We start from the raw sequence: 20,334 nt of genomic DNA, 5'->3' as shown, positions 1-20,334 counted from the left end.
CTACTTCTGCTCTTGCAGCACGCGTGCTGCTGGGAAGTAGCCGATTTCCACGGCGTGATCGATCATTTTGCGAATAAAAGTTGAATTGGCTTCAGGACAAGCTACTTTCGTTCCTTCAAGCATCTTAGATGCTTCTGCACAGCCATAACGGTAGTTCGAATCCTTCGCACCGTCCCCTTCTAGCTGTGCCATTGCTAGCTGTAATGCTTCGGAACTTTGGTTATTACTAGGATCTAGCACCCAGTTCTCATACTGCTTGAACTTCATCGTCTCAACCTCATAACCATATTCACGGATCATATTGACGAATGAGCTGTACAAGATTGGTTTCGGATTCACAATGTGCAGCAGACGTCCAATCGTGTCTTTGCGCATTACGAAGTGAACGATGGATTTGCTTGCATAATCAATTGGCGTAAAGTCGACATACCAATTCGCTTCAGGCGCTTTGCCTAAGAGTATCATCGCTTTGATCATACGATAGAAGGCGTTGCTGTCGATATTTTTCTGGAAGCGCCCCGTTTCGGAGTGGCAAGTAAGGTTACCGGCACGGTAGATCGTTACGGCAGTTCCATTCTTCCCAGCGTCCAGTAACAACTTCTCTGCTTCTAGCTTACTATTCGTATATACATTCTCAACGGCTAGATCATCGGCAAATTCCGGCTTCTCGCACACGGATTCCCATTGGCCACTCATAGCTAAGTCTTCGGGAACTCCAATTGTCGATACATGGTGGAAGCGAACGCCTTTCTTCGCTTGTGCAATATCGAGTAGGTACTGTGTACCATGAATATTCGTCTTCGCGAAGCTTGCCACATCTCCAAAGTGTCTGACATCTGCAGCGCTGTGTAGGATTGTATCGACTTTCTCATGTAGCAACACGCGATCTGCCTCAGAGAGACCCAGTTGTTCCACTTCAAGATCGCCTTCGACTATCGTGACACGACCGTGCATGGCTTGTATAATCTTGTCCCCAAAGTATAGGGTCATAATCTGTTCAAGACGCTCTAGACTTGCGCCTGTCGCCGATTTGCGAACTAAGCAATACATATGCGCTTCGGAGCTCTGCAATAGCTCATAGAGTAAGTGAGAGCCTAAGTAACCGGTTGTGCCTGTTATTAGTACATGCTTAGGCAGCGCATAATCTTCGATCTGAACAGATCCTTCCACTCTGACAGGGTGTTCGTCCAAATCGCTGACTTCCCACACACCACTCGAAACTTCCTCTAACTGATCTTCTTCGGCAAGCGTTTCAACTCGAAGTGCAAGCTCGGCAACCGTCTTGTATTGGAAAAAGTCGTTGATTCGAAGCCCTGCAAAATGCGGTTTGAGCAGCACAAGCAATCGCATAATCTTTAAAGAATCGCCGCCAACTTGGAAGTAATCATCGTTAATACCGATTGGTTTGGTACTTAGTACCTCTTCCCATGCTTCAACAATGATTCGCTGCACTTCATTTTCTGGTGCTACATAATCTTCGGATGGCGCATGATCTTCAGCCAGCTCAATTAGTGCGAGTTTCTTGCGATCAAGCTTACCTGTCGGCGCAATTGGCATCTGCTCGATCTGATTAATAAACTTAGGAACGAAGTAAGAGGGTAAGTGCTCAACTAGGAACTTTCTGATCTCAGGCACAGCGAGTTCAGACTGATCTTGAGAGGTGAAGAACGCAGCGAGCATGTTCTGATTCTCTTGATCTTTTTTCGGAATAATAGCAACGTCTTGTACGTTCGGATACTTGGAGAGGCAATCTTCAATCTCCCCAATCTCAATGCGGTGTCCACGAATCTTAATCTGCGAATCGCGACGTCCGACATATTCGATTGTGCCATTCTCTAAGAGGCGAACAATGTCTCCAGATTTATAGATGCGATCATTCTCTGCAAAAGGATTCGGCACGAACGATTGCTCCGTGCGATCCGGTTGATTCAAATAACCTTTCGCTAGCGCAACAGTGGATACATATAGCTCCCCAGGTACGTTTGCGGGGCATAACTGATCCGCTTCGTTTACGATATATACTTTGTAGTTATGAATAGGTCTGCCGATCGGCACGTTCGCTAAGTCATCCGGGATGAATCCGCTGATGCGATGCGTTGTCGTAGCAACCGTACACTCTGTCGGTCCATACACGTTCACTATATCGATCTGCTCACCGAATTTACGCTGGAAGGCACGTACCATCTCACCATACAGGGCTTCTCCTGCAACTGTAATTAATTTCACTTTCGCAAGCTTTTTGAACCCTTCATCGGATAAATAAGTCGCTAATTGATTGAAGAATACAGTTGGCAGAATCGTAATAATCGTCGTCTTCGTACGCGCGATCGCATCTGCAAACTCTTCAACGGAAATACGCTCTTCAGGAGATAGTAGATATAACTTCGCACCGTAGAATAAAGCGCCAACCGTATCCCATACTGATGCGTCAAAGCTATAGGTTGCGAACTGCGTTAACACTTCATGCTCGTTAATGCTGCAATCCCGCTTAACGACAGCACCTAAGTTTACAACGCCTTCATGTGCGATGAGTGCGCCTTTCGGACGACCTGTTGATCCAGAAGTGTAGATGATGTAAGCCAAATCGTCAGGACGTATATCCAGATCTAAGTTGCTTGTCTCATAAGTATCTAGTCGTTCATCTAACAACAAGACCTCTCGAACGGTATTGATGCTGGCGCATAAGTGCTTCGCTTGATCCACATAGCTTTCCTTCGTTACGACAAAAGCAGACTTCGTATCTTCAATAATGTAGCTGTTGCGCTCTTCTGGATGCTCAGGGTCAACAGGTACATAAGCACCGCCAGCTTTCATAATGCCGAGGATACTGATGATTGTCTCTAAGCTTCTTTCCATTAGAATCGTGACAAAATCACCTTTGCGTAGCCCTTTATCAACAAGAAGACGGGCAAATTGATTCGCACGCGCATTTAGCTCGACGTAACTAAGCTCACCATGACTGGATGCAATCGCACAGTGTGACGGGAACGTTGCAGCTGCATGTTCGAACATCTGATGAATGGTCTTGTCGGTCGGATAATCGACTTGTGTGTCATTTAATTGTTCGTATAAATCTTTATCTATTTGCGTCAGTAAAGGCGTACTGTTGATTGCTGTGGTTGGGTGGTGCATGGCTGCTGTTAGTAATAACGTGTAGTACTCGATATATCGTGTCATTGTGTTTTCAGTAAACAAGGATTGATCATACTCAACGCAGATGCGATATGACCCATTATCCTCAATTAGCTGCCAATGCAGCATAAATTTGGGGTTCGTGAATAACTCAGCATGTGCATTCACACTCAGTATCGACTCCAGATGTTGAATAGGCAGAGTTGACTGTGGAGTATGGTTCCATGCATCTTGCAGCGTAGCTGCTAATTGCTGATAAGATTGATTTCCTTCAATAGAGATGACGATTGGTGCGAGTGTTCCGTTGGCATTTGCAGCAACTACACATAGCTCATTCTCATTGGATAGGCGATACGTCCAAGCCATATAGGTTGTTAAGAATAGAAGGTGTTGCTCGGATTTATTGTAAGCCGTAATCATTTGCTTGTTTAATTCCGGGTGTAAAGGTGCTTCCAAGCGTGTATATGTATACGTTCTAGTGTGTCTGGAGAAGTCGAGTGGAATCTGAAGAACGGGTAAATTTTCGTTTAGTATGGATGAATTTAATTGTTGTTGTAACATGGTTACTCCCTCTCTAAGCAAATACCCTCCATGCAAGGATGGAAGGTATCTGCATTCTACATTTCATTTGTCTAGGTCAGTTATTGTTTTTTCTGTACATGAAATTGTGTAATTAGATCTTGTAGATCTACAGATAGGCTCGTTAACTTGTTCGATGCATCTACAACGGATTGCATAGAGGCGGTTTGTGCATGAACGGCTGTACGAATTGAGTTGCTTGTAAGTGCCGTCTTGCGTGCAGTCGAGTTGAGTTCTTCAGCCGTTGCTGTCATTTCTTCTGTTCCTGCTGAAATCTCTTGCGTTGCGCTGGAAACCTCCTGAATTTGAGAGGATACTTTTTGTGTCGCTGTAATAATTTCAGTGAATAAAGTACCTGTTTGTTCAGTTACTTCGATACCGGTTTGAACTTCTTGCATCCCTTTTTCCATGGATTCAACGGCATTGGCAATATCGGCTTGAATCTCCTTGATTAGCACAGTAATTTGCTGTGCCGAGTGCTCGGATTGCTCAGCAAGCTTACGAACTTCACCGGCTACAACAGCAAAGCCTCTACCTTGTTCCCCAACACGAGCTGCTTCAATAGCGGCATTAAGTGCAAGTAGGTTTGTTTGACTGGAGATGCCCGTAATGATGCTTAGAATGTCACCGATTTCTCTAGAGCGATTGCCTAGAGCATGAATCGATTGCGATGTTGTCGTTACGGATTGAGAGATAAGACCCATCTGGCTGGATACTTGATCAATAATCGCGTTCCCTTGTGTTGAGATGGTTTCCATCGCATGTGCTTCATCCGATACAGCAGAAGAGCTGCCCGCAATATTGGAAATAACAACAGCCATTTCAGCCATCGCCTTCGAGCTGTCGATTGTAGCCTGTTCTTGCTTTTGAATGTTGCCAGCGATTTCTTGAATGTTATGGGTAATCTTCTGGGTATGTTCACTGTTCTGTTCAGAGATGGTGAGTAGATGACGAGCGGAACTTGTCACTTCATCACTTGCTCTACTTACCTTGATGAGCATACCGCGAATTTTACCTACCATGTCATTGAACTTTTCATTAATAAGTCCTAGGTCATCTTTACCTGTAGGCACCTGAACTTCAAAGTTGCCTTTGCTTACTTCATCAATTCCATCGATTAAGTGCCTGATTGGCGCTAGTGTTTTGCGAGAGATGAAATATTGTAGCAAGATCAGGATCAATAAGAAGACGAGCAGGATTAATATTTCATATGTAAGCAAGGTCTTCAACCCATTAGGAACTGCGCTCGCATCGGCATCAGCTGCAAAGTAAGCGAAGATTTGTCCATTTGCATCCTTAATTGGATAAGCAATTGTTGCCCATGTACCGAACATATCAGAGTAGAAGCTTGTGAATGTCGGTTGTCCGGTTTTAAGCATCTCTTGTAGCGCAGTAGCTACGGTTTGAGGCTGCTCGTACATGTCACCAATCATCACATTTTCTTTCTTAAAATCATTCATTAAGCTTGTCGGCATGGCTACTAATGATGTTTTATTGCCGTCTTGTAATTCGGTTCCAAAAATATAAGCTTGCGCGATATTCGGATTAAACTTATTAACGGAACTTAAATAATCGCGAAGGGCTGTCTGAACAGGACCCTCATAGTTCTTCTCTGTAATCGCTTCTTTGATTTTTGCGCTATCGATTCCTTTTGCCCAATTGTCGGTAATGACTTGGATTTGTTTGTGCAATTGCGTTACGAGAACGTGTTGTTGAATGATGTAACTAGCAAAAATAAGCATGGCTCCGACTAATACGATATTAATCGACGAGAAGATGACATTTTTCGTGAAAAACGATAGATTTCTATACTTCTGCAAGATTTCCAACTCCTATTTCTAAATCTAGTAAAAAGTTTCTGCCGATTGGTATATTCGTGTGCAATCTCCCTCCTATCTCTCTATATAATCGGTAGATGATGAAATATACATTAGAGCACTAGCTACCTATTATAGACCATTATTTACATGTTGAATAATAATAAATGATGTGCTAGCGCTAGTTTTCTTCAGTAAAATTATGTACTTTTTCTAGAAGAGGGAATATGTACTTTTACTGATAAGATGTGGAAGTCTTTTTTTATACTTTTGGGTAATCTAACAAGGAGTATAAGCGTAAAGGAAGTGTGATCTTGAGTTCGTCATCCAATAGTAAAAAATCTGTGAATCCTGCGCAGCATCAGAGTAAACAGCCAGGAATTGAAAGTGAAATGCACCCCAAACCGGAAGCCGTAGATCCTTCTTATAAAGGCTCGCAAAAGCTGCATGATCGAGTTGCGATTGTGACGGGTGGAGATAGCGGAATTGGTCGTGCGGTGTCTGTTTATTTTGCAAAAGAAGGCGCGGATGTTGTCATTGTTTATTTGAATGAGTCAGGTGATGCGGAAGATACGCAGAAAATGGTGGAGGCTGAGGGGAGAAAGTGTCTGCTTCTTGCAGGTGATCTGGGGGAGGAGGCATTCTGCCAGCAGGTTGTGCAGCAGACGATTAATACGTTTGGGAAGCTGGATGTATTGGTGAACAATGCAGCGGAGCAGCATATTCAGAAGGAATTAACAGGGATTACGCAACAGCAGCTTGAGCGCACGTTCCGCACGAACATCTTCTCGATGTTCTATCTGACGAAGGCAGCACTTCCTCACTTGAAGCAAGGTGCCTCTATAGTCAACACAACGTCGATTACGGCTTATAAGGGAAGTGCAGATTTACTGGATTATTCAGCGACAAAAGGGGCAATTACCGCATTCACTCGTTCGCTGTCAGCGAATCTTGCTGGTCAGGGAATTCGGGTGAACGCGGTTGCACCAGGTCCAATCTGGACGCCGCTTATTCCAGCTTCGATGGATGAGAAACAGGTGTCCGAACATGGTTCAGATACACCGATGCAGCGGGCGGGTCAGCCAAGAGAGCTTGCGCCAGCGTACGTATATTTAGCGTCGAATGATGCATCTTATGTGACTGGGCAAGTGATTCACGTAAATGGCGGGGTTATTCTCAATGGGTAATGAGTAGGTGAAATAAAGCGGCAAAGCGGATCCAATCTGTGTTTGCCGCTTTTGTTCTGTAAATCCATTTAATTAAATTATTTGAAAATAATTGAAATTATAGATTGATATGATATATTAGGAGAATAATCAATCGATACATATAACAGGGTAATGGCGCGTAAATGAAACTACGGATTGAAGGAAGGTGGACTCATGGCCGAACCGCTTCTTGAGATTAAAGGTTTAGAGACGCATTTTTTTACAGATCGTGGCCGGGTTCCAGCCGTTGATGGTGTGGATATACAGATCCGCAAAGGAGAAGTTCTGGGCATTGTAGGGGAGTCTGGTTGTGGGAAGAGCGTTATGTCGTTATCGGTAATGGGCCTTATTCCTCAGCCGCCCGGTAAAATTGTAAGCGGTTCCATTGAATTTAAGAACCAAAATTTAGCTTCCCTTTCCGAGAATCGGATGCAGCAAATTCGTGGTAATGAGATCGCTATGATCTTTCAAGAGCCGATGACATCACTTAATCCTGTGTTTACGAGTGGGAATCAGATTGTAGAGACGGTGCGTCTGCATCGGAAAATAGGAAAGAAAGAAGCGCGTGCGCACACGATTGAGATGCTTCGCAAAGTGGGTATTCCAAGACCAGAGGCGGTTGTTGATCAGTATCCGCATCAACTCTCAGGTGGTATGCGTCAGCGTGTGATGATCGCTATGGCGATGTCTTGTGATCCCGAGCTATTGATCGCGGATGAACCGACAACAGCTCTTGATGTGACCATCCAAGCGCAAATTCTGGATTTGATGAAACAATTGAATCGCGATTCGGGCACCGCCATTATGATGATTACTCACGATCTGGGCGTGGTCTCGGAGATATGTGATCGGATTGTCGTCATGTATGCAGGTAAAGTGGTCGAAGAGGGCGATAAGCGATCGATTCTGAAAAATCCGCAGCATCCTTATACAAAAGGTTTAATCCAATCCGTTCCCGATATGAGCAGCAAGCAGGAGCGGTTGTACTCGATTCCAGGTACCGTGCCAAGTCCGAGAGCACTCCCGCAAGGATGCCGCTTCGCACCACGCTGTGAATATGTGATGGAGAAGTGCCACCAAGAGATGCCAAGTCTGATGGCAATTGACGCGGATCATCGCAGCCGCTGCTGGCTGCACATGCCAGAGGAGGAAGCCTGATGGATCAGCAATTATTGACGGTGAACAATCTGAAGAAATATTTTCCGATTAGAGGCGGGATCCTCGGCAGGGAAGTCGGGCAGGTAAAGGCTGTTGATGATGTTTCCTTCGCTGTGAAGAAAGGCGAAACCCTCGGTCTTGTTGGAGAAAGTGGTTGTGGTAAATCGACTACAGGTCGCTCCATCTTACGTCTAATTGAACCGACGGCTGGGCAAGTGATGTTCCAAGGTAAGGATGTCACACAGATGACGGATGAAGAGCTGCGTCGTACAAGGCGCAATATGCAGATGGTGTTTCAAGATCCATTCGCCTCGCTGAATCCGAGACATTCGGTTGGACGCATTCTGGAAGAGCCGATGATTGTACATAAGATTGGTAACAGCAAGGAGCGTAAGGAACGTGTGATGCATTTGCTTGAAGTCGTTGGACTTGATGCTTCCCATGCTAGGCGATATCCGCATCAGTTCTCAGGGGGGCAGCGGCAGCGTATTGGAATTGCGAGGGCGCTTGCCGTACATCCGCAGCTTATTATTGCAGATGAGCCGGTATCGGCGCTTGATGTGTCGGTACAGTCGCAAGTGCTCAATTTGATGCAGGATTTGCAGCGAGAATTTGACCTTACGTACGTGTTTATCGCGCATGATTTGTGCGTTGTAAAGCATATAAGTGATCGAGTAGGCGTGATGTACTTGGGCAGACTTGTGGAGCTTGCGGAGAAGGATGAACTCTATAACAACCCGAAGCATCCATACACACAAGCGCTGTTATCTGCAGTTCCGGGAATTGATCCGGATCAAGTACGAGAGCGCATCATTCTGCAAGGGGATGTACCCAGCCCAGCGAATGCACCGGCGGGTTGTGCGTTTCATACGAGGTGTGCGCAGTCGATGGATATTTGCAAATCGGTTCGTCCTGTTCTGCAGGATTCAAGTACCGAGCATTATGTAGCTTGTCATTTATATAACTAGCACCTCAAGTAGGATGAGGATGATGCTAGATGTATAGATTGTTATTTTTCACAAAAGTTAAGGGGGTTTGTAGGATGAAAAATTGGAAATCAGCAGCATTATCTTCTGTACTGGTCATGTCGATGGTACTGACAGCTTGCTCAGGTTCAAGTGGAACAGGTGCAAGTGCAAGCCCGAACGCCGGAGGAAGCAGTAGCCCAAGTACGGGAAGTACAGGTGGCGGCAGCACGAAGCAAAGCACGATTATTGTCGGTCGTGGCGGTGATACTTCGTCACTTGACGTATCGATCACAACAGATGGCGAGTCTGCGAAAGTAGCTCAGCAAATTACAGAAACTTTGCTTCGTTACAAGGAAGGGACGACGGAAGTAGAACCGAACTTGGCAGACAGCTATGAGGTTGCAGCAGATGGTTTGTCCTACACGTTCAAGCTTCACCCAGGAATTAAGTTCTCTGATGGCACGGATTTCAACGCAGAAGCGGTTGCGTTTAACTTTATGCGTTGGCATGATCCGAATAGCCCGTACAAGTTCGCAGAGGATTCTTTTGACTACTACAATGACATGTTTGGTTCAAAAGATAATCGCGTTATTAAAGAGATAAAAGCCGTAGATAGCTTAACGGTTCAATTCATACTGAATAAGCCACAAGCGCCATTCTTGCAAAATATTGCGATGACGTTCTTCGGTATTGCGAGTCCAACGGCAATTAAAGAGAAGAAAGAGAAGTACAAGGAAAATCCGGTTGGTACTGGACCGTTTATTTTCAAAGAGTGGAAACGTAATGATTCGATTACGCTTGAGAAAAACGCTAACTACTGGAGAAAAGGGTTGCCGAAAGCAGATAAGCTGATCATTCGTTCAATTCCAGATAACTCTGCACGTTTATCGGCGCTACGCTCAGGTGAGCTGGATCTGATGGAAGATGTAAACCCAGATGATGCGAAGACGGTAGAAGGCGATGCGACCTTGCAGAAGATTCTGCGTCCATCCTTTAACATTGGTTACTTGGGCTTTAACCAGAAGAAGAAGCCTTTCGACAATCCGAAAGTACGTGTAGCGCTGAACTATGCAGTGGATAAAAACGCGCTGATCAAAGCGTTCTTCGGTGGTATGGCAATTCCTGCGGTGAACACGATGCCGCCGTCCTTATTAGGTTATAACAAAGATATTAAAGATTATCCGTATGATATTGAAAAAGCAAAGCAGTTACTTGCTGAAGCCGGTTATCCGAATGGATTCGATCGTGAGCTTGTGTTCTATGCAATGCCAGTTCCACGTCCATATATGCCGAATGCGAAGAAAGTAGCGGAAACGCTGCAAGCAGAATTTGCGAAGCTGGGCATTAAGACGAAGATCGAGTCGCCGGATTGGGCAACGTACTTGCAAGATTTGAAGAAGGGTGAGAAGGATGACATCTTTATCATCGGCTGGACTGGAGATAATGGTGACCCAGATAACTTCTTGTACCCACTCTTAGATAAAGATGCAATCGGAAGCAACAACTATGCATTCTATTCAAGCGATCCATTGCATGAAGTGTTGCAAAAAGCGCAATCCAATCCAGATCAGAAGCAACGTGCTGACCTGTATATGAAAGCACAAGAAATTATTAAAGCAGATGCACCGTGGGTACCACTCGTACACTCCACACCGCTTCTAGCTGCTAAGAAAGGATTGAAAGGTTACGCTCCATCTCCAACAGGATCGGAAACCTATATGAATATTGTGATCGAATAATTAAGTTGAACGTTATAGAACCTGAGCAGAAGGCGATATACATTGGAAATGCACAGTCTACATAGAGACGCTTGCGAGATGCTTCCTCTGGCCGACTGCTCGGGTTCTTTATCTTTTAAAGTGGATGGAAGATAGTTGGGAACGGAGGAGGTGAAGGACTATGATGGCTTTTACATTACGGCGTCTGCTTATGCTCATTCCCGTGTTGTTTGGGATGACGTTAATTGTATTCTCAATTATTCATGCAATTCCGGGTGATCCGGCGGATGTAATTTTGGGTGAGAAAGCGTCTGAAGCTACGAAAAAAGAGCTTCGTCTACAGCTTGGCTTGGACAAGCCGTGGTATGAGCAATATTCGACGTACATGGGCAAATTGCTGACAGGCGATATGGGCAATTCGATTCGAACCAAGACACCGATCGTTAAAGAAATTGTACCTTACTTAGCGGCAACGCTAGAGCTGACGATTGTGAGTATGTTAATTGCCGTCTTCGTCGGGGTAAATGCCGGTATCTTGAGTGCTTGGAAACAGAATTCGTGGTTCGACTACATGAGTATGGTCATTGCGCTCATTGGGGTGTCGATGCCGATCTTCTGGCTCGGTCTGATGGAACAATGGGCATTCGCCGTTGAGCTGAAATGGCTGCCATCTATTGGACGGATGAATATTCGAGATCCTATTGAGAGTATAACGGGACTGTATGTGCTAGATTCGCTGCTTGCGGGACGGGTCGATCAATTCTGGGTCGCGCTGAAGCACTTGATCTTACCAGGTATCGCACTCGCTACGATTCCAATGGCGGTCATCGCACGGATGACACGTTCGAGTATGTTAGAAGTCATGCGCTCTGACTATATTCGTACCGCAAGAGCGAAGGGATTGTCGCAATTTTTCGTGGTGTACAAGCATGGACTGAAGAATGCGCTCATTCCTGTTGTTACGGTCATCGGGATTCAATCCGGCTTGCTCCTAGGTGGAGCGGTGCTGACAGAGACGATCTTCGCTTGGCCAGGTGTTGGGCGTTATATCTACGATGCGATTAGCTTCCGGGACTACCCGGTGATTCAGTCGGGGATCTTGGTTATTGCGCTGATCTTCGTGCTGGTGAATTTAGTCGTAGACTTGCTCTATGCGTATATTGATCCGAGGATTAGCTACAAGTAGAAGAGGTCGGGGGAGCGAGAGTGCTAGTGCTAGTGCTAGTGCTTAGGTGCATTCTTCGGGTCGGGTCGGTCGATTGCGGGTTTGTTTATGTCTTTACGTGCTCTGTTGAAATCGTGTCCCTTTGATTAGGTTAGTAGGTGAGGACACGATTTCAACAGAGCACGGAAGGGTATAGACATCTCGCAGTCGGACTATCAAGGAACTTAGCCTTCCGAGCAACACAGAACAGTCAGCACATTCATTCCTACATAACACTTCATCTTTTACATTTCACGAAGGAGGTGAAACCATGCCACAACAACTCTCTTACGGGCCTAAAGTACCCCCTGCCAATACCCCCCTCACCAATGACATAGAGTCTCCTTGGCGCGATGCGTGGCGCGGATTGCGGAGGAATAAGCTTGCCATGATTGGTGCGGTCATCATTGTATTCTTCGTCTTGATCGCTTTGCTTGCACCTCTGCTGACAAACTATGACCATACGACACCGGTGCTGGAGGATCGGCTTCTTCCACCTTCCAGTACGCATTGGTTTGGGACGGATGATCTGGGGCGTGATTTGTTTGCACGGATTGTATATGGTGCGAGGACATCACTAACCGTCGGTTTCGTCTCTGTGATCGTCTCGATGATAGCGGGTTCCTTCTTAGGGATACTCGCAGGCTACTACGGCAGATGGGTGGACATGCTGATCTCGCGTTTCTTTGATATCTTACTTGCTTTTCCGGGTATTCTACTTGCAATTGCAGTCGTATCGGCGTTAGGACCTTCCTTAGAAAATGCCTTGCTCGCAATTGCAATCGTCAACATACCAACATTCGGTAGGCTTGTCCGCTCGAAGGTGCTCAGTTTGAAGGAAGAAGAGTTCATTATGGCAGCCAGAGCTCAAGGGATGAAAGATCGTCGTATCTTGTTCATCCATTTGCTCCCGAATAGCTTAGCGCCCATTATGGTGCAAGGGACGCTTAGTATCGGGACTGCGATTATTGAAGCCGCGGCGCTCGGATTCCTTGGGCTTGGTGCGCAGCCGCCAGCAGCAGAATGGGGGAAGATGATCTCCGATTCCCGTCAATTCTTCGAGCAGGAACCGTGGACGGTTATTTTCCCAGGGGTATCGATTATGCTGGTCGTACTCGGATTTAACTTGTTAGGAGATGGGCTGCGCGATGTTCTTGATCCACGATTGAAAAATTAGCTTTGGTTTACAAAGTCATAAAAGCAGTGCGAAGTCATTGTTCGCATTGCTTTTTTCCTGTATAACTGGAAATAGAAAGTAGCGGTGCGAGAGGATGATAATATGACGATCAAGATCATATTGGCAGATGATAATTCTTTTATAAGAGAAGGCATGAAATTGATTTTAAGTACATATCCAGATTTTGAAGTATTAGATACGGTGTCAGATGGGAAGGAAGCGCTCGATTATTGCCTGAAGCATCAGGTGGATGTGGCACTGCTCGATGTCCGAATGCCGAATATGAATGGGGTGGAAGCGACAAAGCTGATTTGTGAGCAGACCACAACCAAGCCGCTTATTATTACGACATTTGATGATGATGAATATATTCTCGATGCGATTCGTTATGGGGCGAAGGGTTATCTGCTCAAGAATAACGATCCTGAACGTATCCGCGACGCGATTATTAGCGTTTACAATGGCAATAACGTGATGCAAGACGTTGTACTAGAGAAACTGAAGTCGAACTTAACAAGTCCAGCCGAAAGGAAGGAACCGCAGGAGTCGAAGCCGCTCATCGACACGAGTCTATTTACAGAGCGTGAATTGGACATTATGAGGCACATCGCCAAGGGATTATCTAACAAAGAAATCTCCAAGCAATTATTCATTTCCGAAGGCACGATCGCGAATTACATTACTTCCATTCTTAGCAAAACAAATCTAGAACACCGCACCCAAATTGCGATTTACTATTTGACAGGAAAAATCAACTAAACGAGGTACCGAGATGGAATTAGTCCTCATTTTTAATAAATTAATTATTTTGATTTATATTATTGTGACCACTTCACAATCAGATCAGATGAATGTGACAACCCTCGTCATTACGATGCTTCTACTGCTGTGTGCGAACATGGCGATTTATGTGGTCAATATGTTCAGCGGTAAGCATAAGTGGCCGAAACAATTGTTCATGCTGTGTGCAATCGGCATCGTGTGTGTGGCTTATATTCAGGTTGACTGGCTGTTTATTCTTCTTCTACCTATACTCATCTATGAATTAGGCATTACCTTAACAACGGATAAGTGGTTGATCAGTGTTGTTTCAGTTGTCCCGGGATTGTTTATGATCGATATGGTGCATCGCCCACTCTATGGGCTATCTGCACTTTTAAGTTTATTGCTCCTCGTGACGGTACAAGTACTAATTGATAGATTTAATAGACTTGAGGCTCAATCGGATGTACTTCGTATAGATATTCAACGTTTGACGAAGAAATTGCACGGGAACACAGAGTTCATTCGTCAATCCGAGTATACGTACAAGTTGGAAGAGCGGAACCGTATATCGCAAGAAATTCATGATCAGATCGGTCATTCCATGACGTCCGCACTCATTCAGATGGAAGCGTCCAAGCGTCTTATCGATTTGGACAAAAATAAAGCCGTCGAACTTCTCCAGAATGCGATTCAAATATCTAAAGAAGGCATCGAGAACATTCGTCTAACATTGAAAAATAAGAAGCCCCCGACCGAGCAGATGGGGATTCATCGCTTGAAGTTAGCCATTGATGAATTCTCGAACATGCATGCCATTCAGGCTCATTTTACCCATCAAGGTAATCTAGACAGTATTACCGCCATCCAGTGGAAAATCATTCAAGAGAACATCACCGAAGCATTAACCAATTCAATGAAATACGCCGATGCAACCAGCATCGCGATCGACATTCAAGTGCTAAACAAATTCATTAAAGCCATGGTCAAGGACAATGGCAAAGGCTCTTCTCGTATCAAAAAAGGCCTCGGCATCGTTGGCATGGAAGAGCGCGCAGCGGCCTTAAATGGCACCGTCATCATAGACGGCTCAAGTGGCTTCTCTGTCACGACACTCCTACCCATCAAAACCTAAGAGAGTGTTAATGAGCCGAGGAACAATGGCGAATCAACTACCGCAAGCAAGGGCGAGGGAACAATCCGAGCCTTCCGTACCTACCCAACGGGAGGGTTTTCATGAGCCAAGGAACGGAGGTGAAAAGAGTCACTGGAATGGCGAATTGAAAGAGTGAGCGCACCTTAGAAACCTAATCAAAGCTCACGAATTTCACGGGAGCCTGGAAGTGACTCTTTTCGCCGCAGTGACTCCTCCTCACAAACCGCCCCCTCATGAAAACCCTCCCCCTCAACATGATATTTCTCATACCAAAAGGATGAACTTCTGCACTTATGGAGGTTCATCTTTTTTCGCTATACTTGGTTTACAAGTTGAAAACAAAGGGGAAATGAACGGTGAACATTCTAGAAGTAAAAAACCTAACGAAGAAATTTGGCGATTTTATCGCAGTAGATCATATGTCTTTATCCGTCGCAGAAGGAGAAATATTCGGTTTCCTAGGAGCGAACGGCGCGGGTAAAAGTACAACAATCTCAATCGTATCCAGCCTCATCCGCAGCACAGAAGGTGAAGTGTTCATCCTCGGCAAAGACATCACCAAACATGGCAAGTTCGTTAAATCCAACATCGGCATCGTGCCACAAGACATTGCGATTTATTCGAACCTAACTGCATATGAGAATGTTGCTTTCTTCGCAGGATTGTACGGTTTACGCGGCAGTGAACTTCATGACCGAGTGATGGAAGCATTAGAATTTGTTGGACTTACCGATAAAGCCAAGAGTATTCCTGGTAACTTCTCTGGTGGGATGAAGCGTAGACTTAATATTGCTTGCGCGATTGCGCATCGACCAAAACTCATCATTATGGATGAACCTACTGTTGGTATCGATCCTCAGTCACGTAACTATATTCTGAACTCTGTTCGAAAGCTCAATGAGATGGGTTGCACAATCATTTACACCAGCCATTACATGGAGGAAGTCGAGGAGATCTGCTCACGAATCGCAATTATTGATCACGGTAAGATCATCGCTGAGGGTACGAAAGAACAACTGAAAGCAATCATTACCGATACGAAAGATTTGTGGATCGAGGTTAAATCCGCTGAGGGTCTACATATCGATTCCATCAAGGAGGTCAGCGGTGTGAAGGCAATTCAAGTGGAAGAGAATGTTGTGAAAATCAACTCCGATACAGGGGTTAACAATCTGAATAAGATCATTCAAGTTTTCATGAATCAAGAGGTAGAGATTCGCTCCGTTCAAGAACAAGCGCCAAATCTGGAGACCGTCTTCTTAACACTAACTGGTAGAAAACTTCGGGACTAAGAGATAGAAGACGAATAGGAGGGTGAATCACGTGGTGGTGATTTGGAATATAGCGTTAAAAGAAATCAAGAGTAACTTACGAGATCGCAGATCATTCTTATTCATGTTGGCATTTCCAATCGTACTCATACTCATTCTAGGTACCGCACTTTCAGGCATGTTTGATTCAAATATCAAGATTGGCGAGATAAAAGTTTTGTATCAAGACAATAACGGGGGAGGGTTCTCCACCTATTTTGAAAAGGTAACTGAAGAAGTGGCGAAGTCTGATATCATCTTTACGAAAAACTCTTCAAACCTAGACGGGCAAGAAGAAGTGAAGCAGAATCGCTATGATGCCTTCGTTGAACTATCGCCAAACGGTGTGCAAGTATACGGCAGTAATTTAACGAGTATTCAGAGTACGATTGTGCAGGGTGTGATGAGTACAGTTGTAGATAAATATAATGCGGGAACGGAGATCACTAAAGTGAATCCAGCGGCCATCCAATTGCTCGCAGGTAATAACAATTCGACTTACATCAAGGAAACTTCACTTCATTCGCCTAATAAACCTGGAGCGATGGATTACTATGCGCTTGCAACGACAGCGAGTACAGCCTTATATGGTGCAATCTCGGCTTTGTACCTCTTACGTGGTGAACGAAACAATCATACAGCAGATCGACTCCTTGCTGCACCCATTAGCATAACGCAAATTGTTATCGGCAAAATATTAGGTGCATTCGTCATTCAATCGTTGTTCGTTCTTATCGTAATCTTAGTAACTAAGTATGCGTACAATGCCAATTGGGGCGACCACATAGGTGTCATTATCGCAATCTATCTCTCACAAGTGCTGCTTGCAATTAGCTTTGGGATTGGTTTAAGTTACATGACGAAATCTGATGAAGGTGCAAGATCAATCGTTATGATCGTTGTTCAAGTTCTTTCATTTATTGGTGGTGCTTATTTCGCGATTGATCCGACAAAAGATCAGATCGTGAATATTGTGGCCCATCTATCACCGATCACTTGGGTTCGGTTAGCTGCTACAAAGATTATTTATACCGGTGATGTATTAGCAGCACTTCCTGCAATAGGATTTAATATCGGTATCGCGGCTATTCTACTGCTCATTGCCATTTTCTCGATGAGAAAGAGGGAGGGAATCTAACATGCGAGATATACTATGGTTAATTCGACACACGTTTAAAGTGACTTTCAGCAATAAGAAGACCGTTATGTTCTACTTAATTACGCCGCTAGTGGGTATCTTCATCGCCTTTCTTGCTTACGGTAATTCAGGTCAGAATGTTGTCCGTATAGCAGTCGTTAATCAAGATGATCAAGCGATCACAACAGATACCATTCACTTTCTCTCAAATCTTAAGTCTGTTAAGGTGACCCCGATCGAATCGACAGAGGTTGATGATGCACTGACGGATAATAAACAAGATGTAGTCGTGAAATTCGAAGCAGGATTTGCTCAATCTGTACAGGAAGGAAGTCCATCTCATATTGAGGTCACTTCTATCCAGGGCGCGCAAATTACGACTTTTGTAAAAAATGATTTATACCGCTATATCGATACTATTACAGCGATGAGTAAGGCGGCGGGCGGCGATGCAGCGAAGTTTAAGACGATGTATGAGAACTACCACCAAGCGAATTTTAAGTTAACAAGTTCAACGCTCGAAGATACTTCCAGAGGCAAGCAAATGACTTATGGAGCAGTGGGTTACTTGCTTATGATCTTGCTTATGTCAGCAGGCAGCTTAACGGAAATTTTGCTCAAAGAAAAAGAGGGTAGAACTTACTACCGTCTACTATCTACACCAATTACCGCTAGAAGTTATGTGATTGCTAATGTTATGGTGAATTTGTGCGTGCTCATCGTACAGCTTACATTTACACTGCTAATGATGAAGTTTGTGTTCAACATTGATTTTGGAATCCCATTTGGGGCGATGATGTTCGTTCTCGTGTTGTATGCACTGGTTGCTATCGGCTTCTCCTTTATCACGGTTGCTTTCGCGAAGACATCGGCAAGTTCAAGCTCCATGCAGACGCTACTTTTCGTGCCGACAAGTATGCTTGCAGGCTGCTTCTGGCCAGCAGAATTTATGCCGAAGGTGCTACAGCAAATCGGAGATTTCATGCCGCAGCGTTGGGTGCTCGACACCATTACACAGTTACAAAAAGGTGTTAGTCTAAGCAGCTTATCGATGAATATCTTGATCATCTGTACCTTTGCGGTTGCATTCTTCCTCGTCTCGATCTACAAGTTTGGACGCAACAACAGCACGAACAATTATGTTTAATCCGTGATTACAAAAAAAGAAGCTCGACCACTCAGTGGTTGGGCTTCTTTCGTAATTACTCTGCAGTAAACTTCGATTTAAGCTCGGCTAGTTCATCCTCACTTAATCCAATATGACGCAAATACGCTTCGCTGCTGCCGTACTTCTCATGCATGTAATGCAGCAATTGTTCCATATATTCCGGTTCACAGCCCAGGAAGCGCTCATACATTTCTTCGGGTACGAAGGATGGGCGAGCTTCACGCATCGCTGGCAATATCGGTGCAATGCAAGACGCCGTTAGAGCATAATCCTCCACAATAGTCTTCTCTGGCACGCCTAATAGTTCAAGTAATAGCGCTGCAATGACCCCAGTACGATCTTTACCCGCTGTGCAGTGGAACAAGATAGCTCCGTCTTTAACTTCAAGAAACTGTTTGAATACTTGTAAGATCAACTCTTGAGAGTAGTCCACTAATTCTACATACATATCGTACAAGCTTGTGATCTTTATATCTTTAGGTTTAGCAGGATTGATGAGTGCGATATTGATGTAATGCACGCCGTCCATGCCATCGAATACGTCTTTCTGCTTGTCCACTTCGAAGCTGCTGCGCAAGTCAATGACGGTATGGATGTTACGATCAATTAGCGCTTGTGTGCTGTCTTCGGATAACTGATGAAGGCCATCTGCACGATAGAAGACGCCCCAGCGCGTCGTTTGCCCTGTTTTCGTCTCATATCCACCAAGATCACGGACATTGTAAGCACCTGTGACTGGAATATGACGTGAGTTTGAAATGGATGTTGTGGATGACATTTGAATCGACTCCTGTCTGTTATGAATGTCTTATGTCTTACTTTTAATGATACAAATCACGCTTTCAAAAGTCCAATGTTCATAAGGCTCGTGTATATCAGGGTTTTATTACCAAACTCTATGTGAATCGATCTTGATAAGATCTTCATAACTCTCCCGTAGACTCGTAATCAACAGCAATAGATTACGAGATTTGGAGAGTGACTATATACGATGAAGACGAAAAGATGGCTATATGTACTGCCTATTATGGTGATATGCCTTGTCCTTATATTCGACAGTTCCGACTTTACAGGTAAAGATGGATTCTATCAATCATTAGCAAGTGCTGATCCTTCCGTACAAGCGTTAAACAATGAAAATAAATTATATGCGCCTGTACATAATGAGCAGACGCAACAAGTGGATAAGACGGCAGATCAGAAGCAAACTAATAATCAACAAGAGAGCAGACGCCTTGATGTGCCGCTTATTCATCAGATGCCGGAATTGCCGCGCGGCTGTGAAGTGACTAGCCTTGCGATGCTGCTGCAATATGCAGGTGTAGATGTGGGTAAGATGGAGTTGGCAAGGAACATACCGAAGCTTCCGTTTAAAGACGCAAGCGGTTTGCATGGCAACATGAATAAGGGTTTCGTTGGTGACATGTATTCATTCGACAATCCGGGTATGGGTGTGTATGCGGATGCAGTATTTAAGCTTGGTTCCAAGTATTTGCCGACGCAATTAGTGAATTTAACAGGCGGGAGCATGGATGATATCTATGCTGCGATCGACAAGGGTTCACCGGTTTGGGTCATTACGAATGCGGCACATGCGAAATTGCCACAAGATAGTTTCCTGACTTGGCACACAGATGAAGGCTCAATGAAAGTCACGTATCGGGAGCATAGTGTTGTCGTAAACGGCTATGATAATAACTTTGTTTATATTAATGATCCACTCGATCGTGTAAGAAAAGTAAGAAAACAGGATTTCGAACAAGCATGGATTCAAATGGGACGTCAAGCGATTAGCATTGGACCGGAACTTATAGCCGGATTGTAATTCCTATCTTAAAA

At 44.7% G+C, this 20,334-nt stretch carries 15 protein-coding genes; 12 read left to right on the top strand and 3 right to left on the bottom strand.

All coding sequences use genetic code 11. The features are described 5' to 3' along the window. Positions 1–3,693, bottom strand: a complete 3,693-nt coding sequence (locus NV379_RS08705; protein WP_258206907.1) for a non-ribosomal peptide synthetase family protein — start codon at positions 3,691–3,693, stop codon at positions 1–3. Positions 3,694–3,773: 80 nt separating this feature from the next. After that, positions 3,774–5,531 carry a methyl-accepting chemotaxis protein gene (locus NV379_RS08700; protein WP_258206906.1) on the bottom strand — a complete coding sequence of 586 codons (1,758 nt, stop codon included), beginning with the start codon at positions 5,529–5,531 and terminating at the stop codon, positions 3,774–3,776. 311 nt (positions 5,532–5,842) lie between these two features. Here NV379_RS08700 and NV379_RS08695 point away from each other — a divergent pair, with 311 nt between their 5' ends. The 11 genes from NV379_RS08695 to NV379_RS08645 all read left to right on the top strand — a co-directional run bounded on the left by NV379_RS08695 (position 5,843) and on the right by NV379_RS08645 (position 18,474). Next, positions 5,843–6,715, top strand: a complete 873-nt coding sequence (locus tag NV379_RS08695; RefSeq protein ID WP_258206905.1) for an SDR family oxidoreductase — start codon at positions 5,843–5,845, stop codon at positions 6,713–6,715. Between the two features lie 195 nt (positions 6,716–6,910). Further along, positions 6,911–7,894, top strand: a complete 984-nt coding sequence (locus NV379_RS08690) for an ABC transporter ATP-binding protein (protein WP_258206904.1) — start codon at positions 6,911–6,913, stop codon at positions 7,892–7,894. Then, positions 7,894–8,862, top strand: a complete 969-nt coding sequence (locus NV379_RS08685; protein ID WP_258206903.1) for an ABC transporter ATP-binding protein — start codon at positions 7,894–7,896, stop codon at positions 8,860–8,862. Before NV379_RS08690 ends, NV379_RS08685 begins: the two co-directional genes overlap by 1 nt. Positions 8,863–8,936: 74 nt before the next feature. After that, the gene (locus NV379_RS08680; protein WP_373426097.1) at positions 8,937–10,601 is read left to right on the top strand and encodes an ABC transporter substrate-binding protein; all 1,665 of its coding nucleotides are present in this window, start codon (positions 8,937–8,939) and stop codon (positions 10,599–10,601) included. 160 nt (positions 10,602–10,761) lie between these two features. After that, positions 10,762–11,766, top strand: a complete 1,005-nt coding sequence (locus NV379_RS08675; protein WP_258206902.1) for an ABC transporter permease — start codon at positions 10,762–10,764, stop codon at positions 11,764–11,766. 289 nt (positions 11,767–12,055) lie between these two features. Next, positions 12,056–12,961 carry an ABC transporter permease gene (locus NV379_RS08670; protein ID WP_258206901.1) on the top strand — a complete coding sequence of 302 codons (906 nt, stop codon included), beginning with the start codon at positions 12,056–12,058 and terminating at the stop codon, positions 12,959–12,961. A gap of 102 nt (positions 12,962–13,063) precedes the next feature. Then, a complete protein-coding gene (locus tag NV379_RS08665) occupies positions 13,064–13,720 on the top strand; it encodes a response regulator transcription factor (RefSeq protein WP_258206900.1) in 657 nt (218 codons plus the stop codon). A 13-nt stretch (positions 13,721–13,733) separates the two neighbouring features. Next, the gene (locus tag NV379_RS08660; protein ID WP_258206899.1) at positions 13,734–14,858 is read left to right on the top strand and encodes a sensor histidine kinase; all 1,125 of its coding nucleotides are present in this window, start codon (positions 13,734–13,736) and stop codon (positions 14,856–14,858) included. Positions 14,859–15,235: 377 nt separating this feature from the next. Then, positions 15,236–16,171 carry an ABC transporter ATP-binding protein gene (locus NV379_RS08655; protein WP_258206898.1) on the top strand — a complete coding sequence of 312 codons (936 nt, stop codon included), beginning with the start codon at positions 15,236–15,238 and terminating at the stop codon, positions 16,169–16,171. A 31-nt stretch (positions 16,172–16,202) separates the two neighbouring features. After that, positions 16,203–17,327 carry an ABC transporter permease gene (locus NV379_RS08650; protein ID WP_308860266.1) on the top strand — a complete coding sequence of 375 codons (1,125 nt, stop codon included), beginning with the start codon at positions 16,203–16,205 and terminating at the stop codon, positions 17,325–17,327. Between the two features lies 1 nt (position 17,328). Further along, complete coding sequence (locus NV379_RS08645; RefSeq protein ID WP_258206897.1) at positions 17,329–18,474, top strand: ABC transporter permease; 1,146 nt, start codon at positions 17,329–17,331, stop codon at positions 18,472–18,474. A 55-nt stretch (positions 18,475–18,529) separates the two neighbouring features. Here NV379_RS08645 and NV379_RS08640 read toward each other — a convergent pair whose 3' ends face one another. Further along, complete coding sequence (locus NV379_RS08640) at positions 18,530–19,273, bottom strand: tyrosine-protein phosphatase (RefSeq protein ID WP_258206896.1); 744 nt, start codon at positions 19,271–19,273, stop codon at positions 18,530–18,532. A gap of 213 nt (positions 19,274–19,486) precedes the next feature. Between NV379_RS08640 and NV379_RS08635 the strand changes: the two genes are divergently transcribed. Beyond that, positions 19,487–20,320 carry a C39 family peptidase gene (locus NV379_RS08635; RefSeq protein ID WP_258206895.1) on the top strand — a complete coding sequence of 278 codons (834 nt, stop codon included), beginning with the start codon at positions 19,487–19,489 and terminating at the stop codon, positions 20,318–20,320. Positions 20,321–20,334 lie beyond the last annotated feature (14 nt).

Origin of the sequence: Paenibacillus radicibacter (assembly GCF_024721995.1) — a bacterium.
In the GTDB taxonomy this organism is placed as follows: domain Bacteria; phylum Bacillota; class Bacilli; order Paenibacillales; family NBRC-103111; genus Paenibacillus_AM; species Paenibacillus_AM radicibacter.
This window is presented reverse-complemented; position numbering and strand designations above follow the sequence as displayed.

Excerpts from the sequence above, each read along its gene's own strand:
- NV379_RS08635 (WP_258206895.1), top strand. The coding sequence starts at position 19,487 with ATGAAGACGAAAAGATGGCTATATGTACTGCCTATTATGGTGATATGC.
- NV379_RS08680 (WP_373426097.1), top strand. The coding sequence starts at position 8,937 with ATGAAAAATTGGAAATCAGCAGCATTATCTTCTGTACTGGTCATGTCG.
- NV379_RS08675 (WP_258206902.1), top strand. The coding sequence starts at position 10,762 with ATGATGGCTTTTACATTACGGCGTCTGCTTATGCTCATTCCCGTGTTG.
- NV379_RS08660 (WP_258206899.1), top strand. The coding sequence starts at position 13,734 with ATGGAATTAGTCCTCATTTTTAATAAATTAATTATTTTGATTTATATT.
- NV379_RS08665 (WP_258206900.1), top strand. The coding sequence starts at position 13,064 with ATGACGATCAAGATCATATTGGCAGATGATAATTCTTTTATAAGAGAA.
- NV379_RS08690 (WP_258206904.1), top strand. The coding sequence starts at position 6,911 with ATGGCCGAACCGCTTCTTGAGATTAAAGGTTTAGAGACGCATTTTTTT.
- NV379_RS08670 (WP_258206901.1), top strand. The coding sequence starts at position 12,056 with ATGCCACAACAACTCTCTTACGGGCCTAAAGTACCCCCTGCCAATACC.
- NV379_RS08640 (WP_258206896.1), bottom strand. The coding sequence starts at position 19,273 with ATGTCATCCACAACATCCATTTCAAACTCACGTCATATTCCAGTCACA.
- NV379_RS08685 (WP_258206903.1), top strand. The coding sequence starts at position 7,894 with ATGGATCAGCAATTATTGACGGTGAACAATCTGAAGAAATATTTTCCG.
- NV379_RS08705 (WP_258206907.1), bottom strand. The coding sequence starts at position 3,693 with ATGTTACAACAACAATTAAATTCATCCATACTAAACGAAAATTTACCC.
- NV379_RS08645 (WP_258206897.1), top strand. The coding sequence starts at position 17,329 with ATGCGAGATATACTATGGTTAATTCGACACACGTTTAAAGTGACTTTC.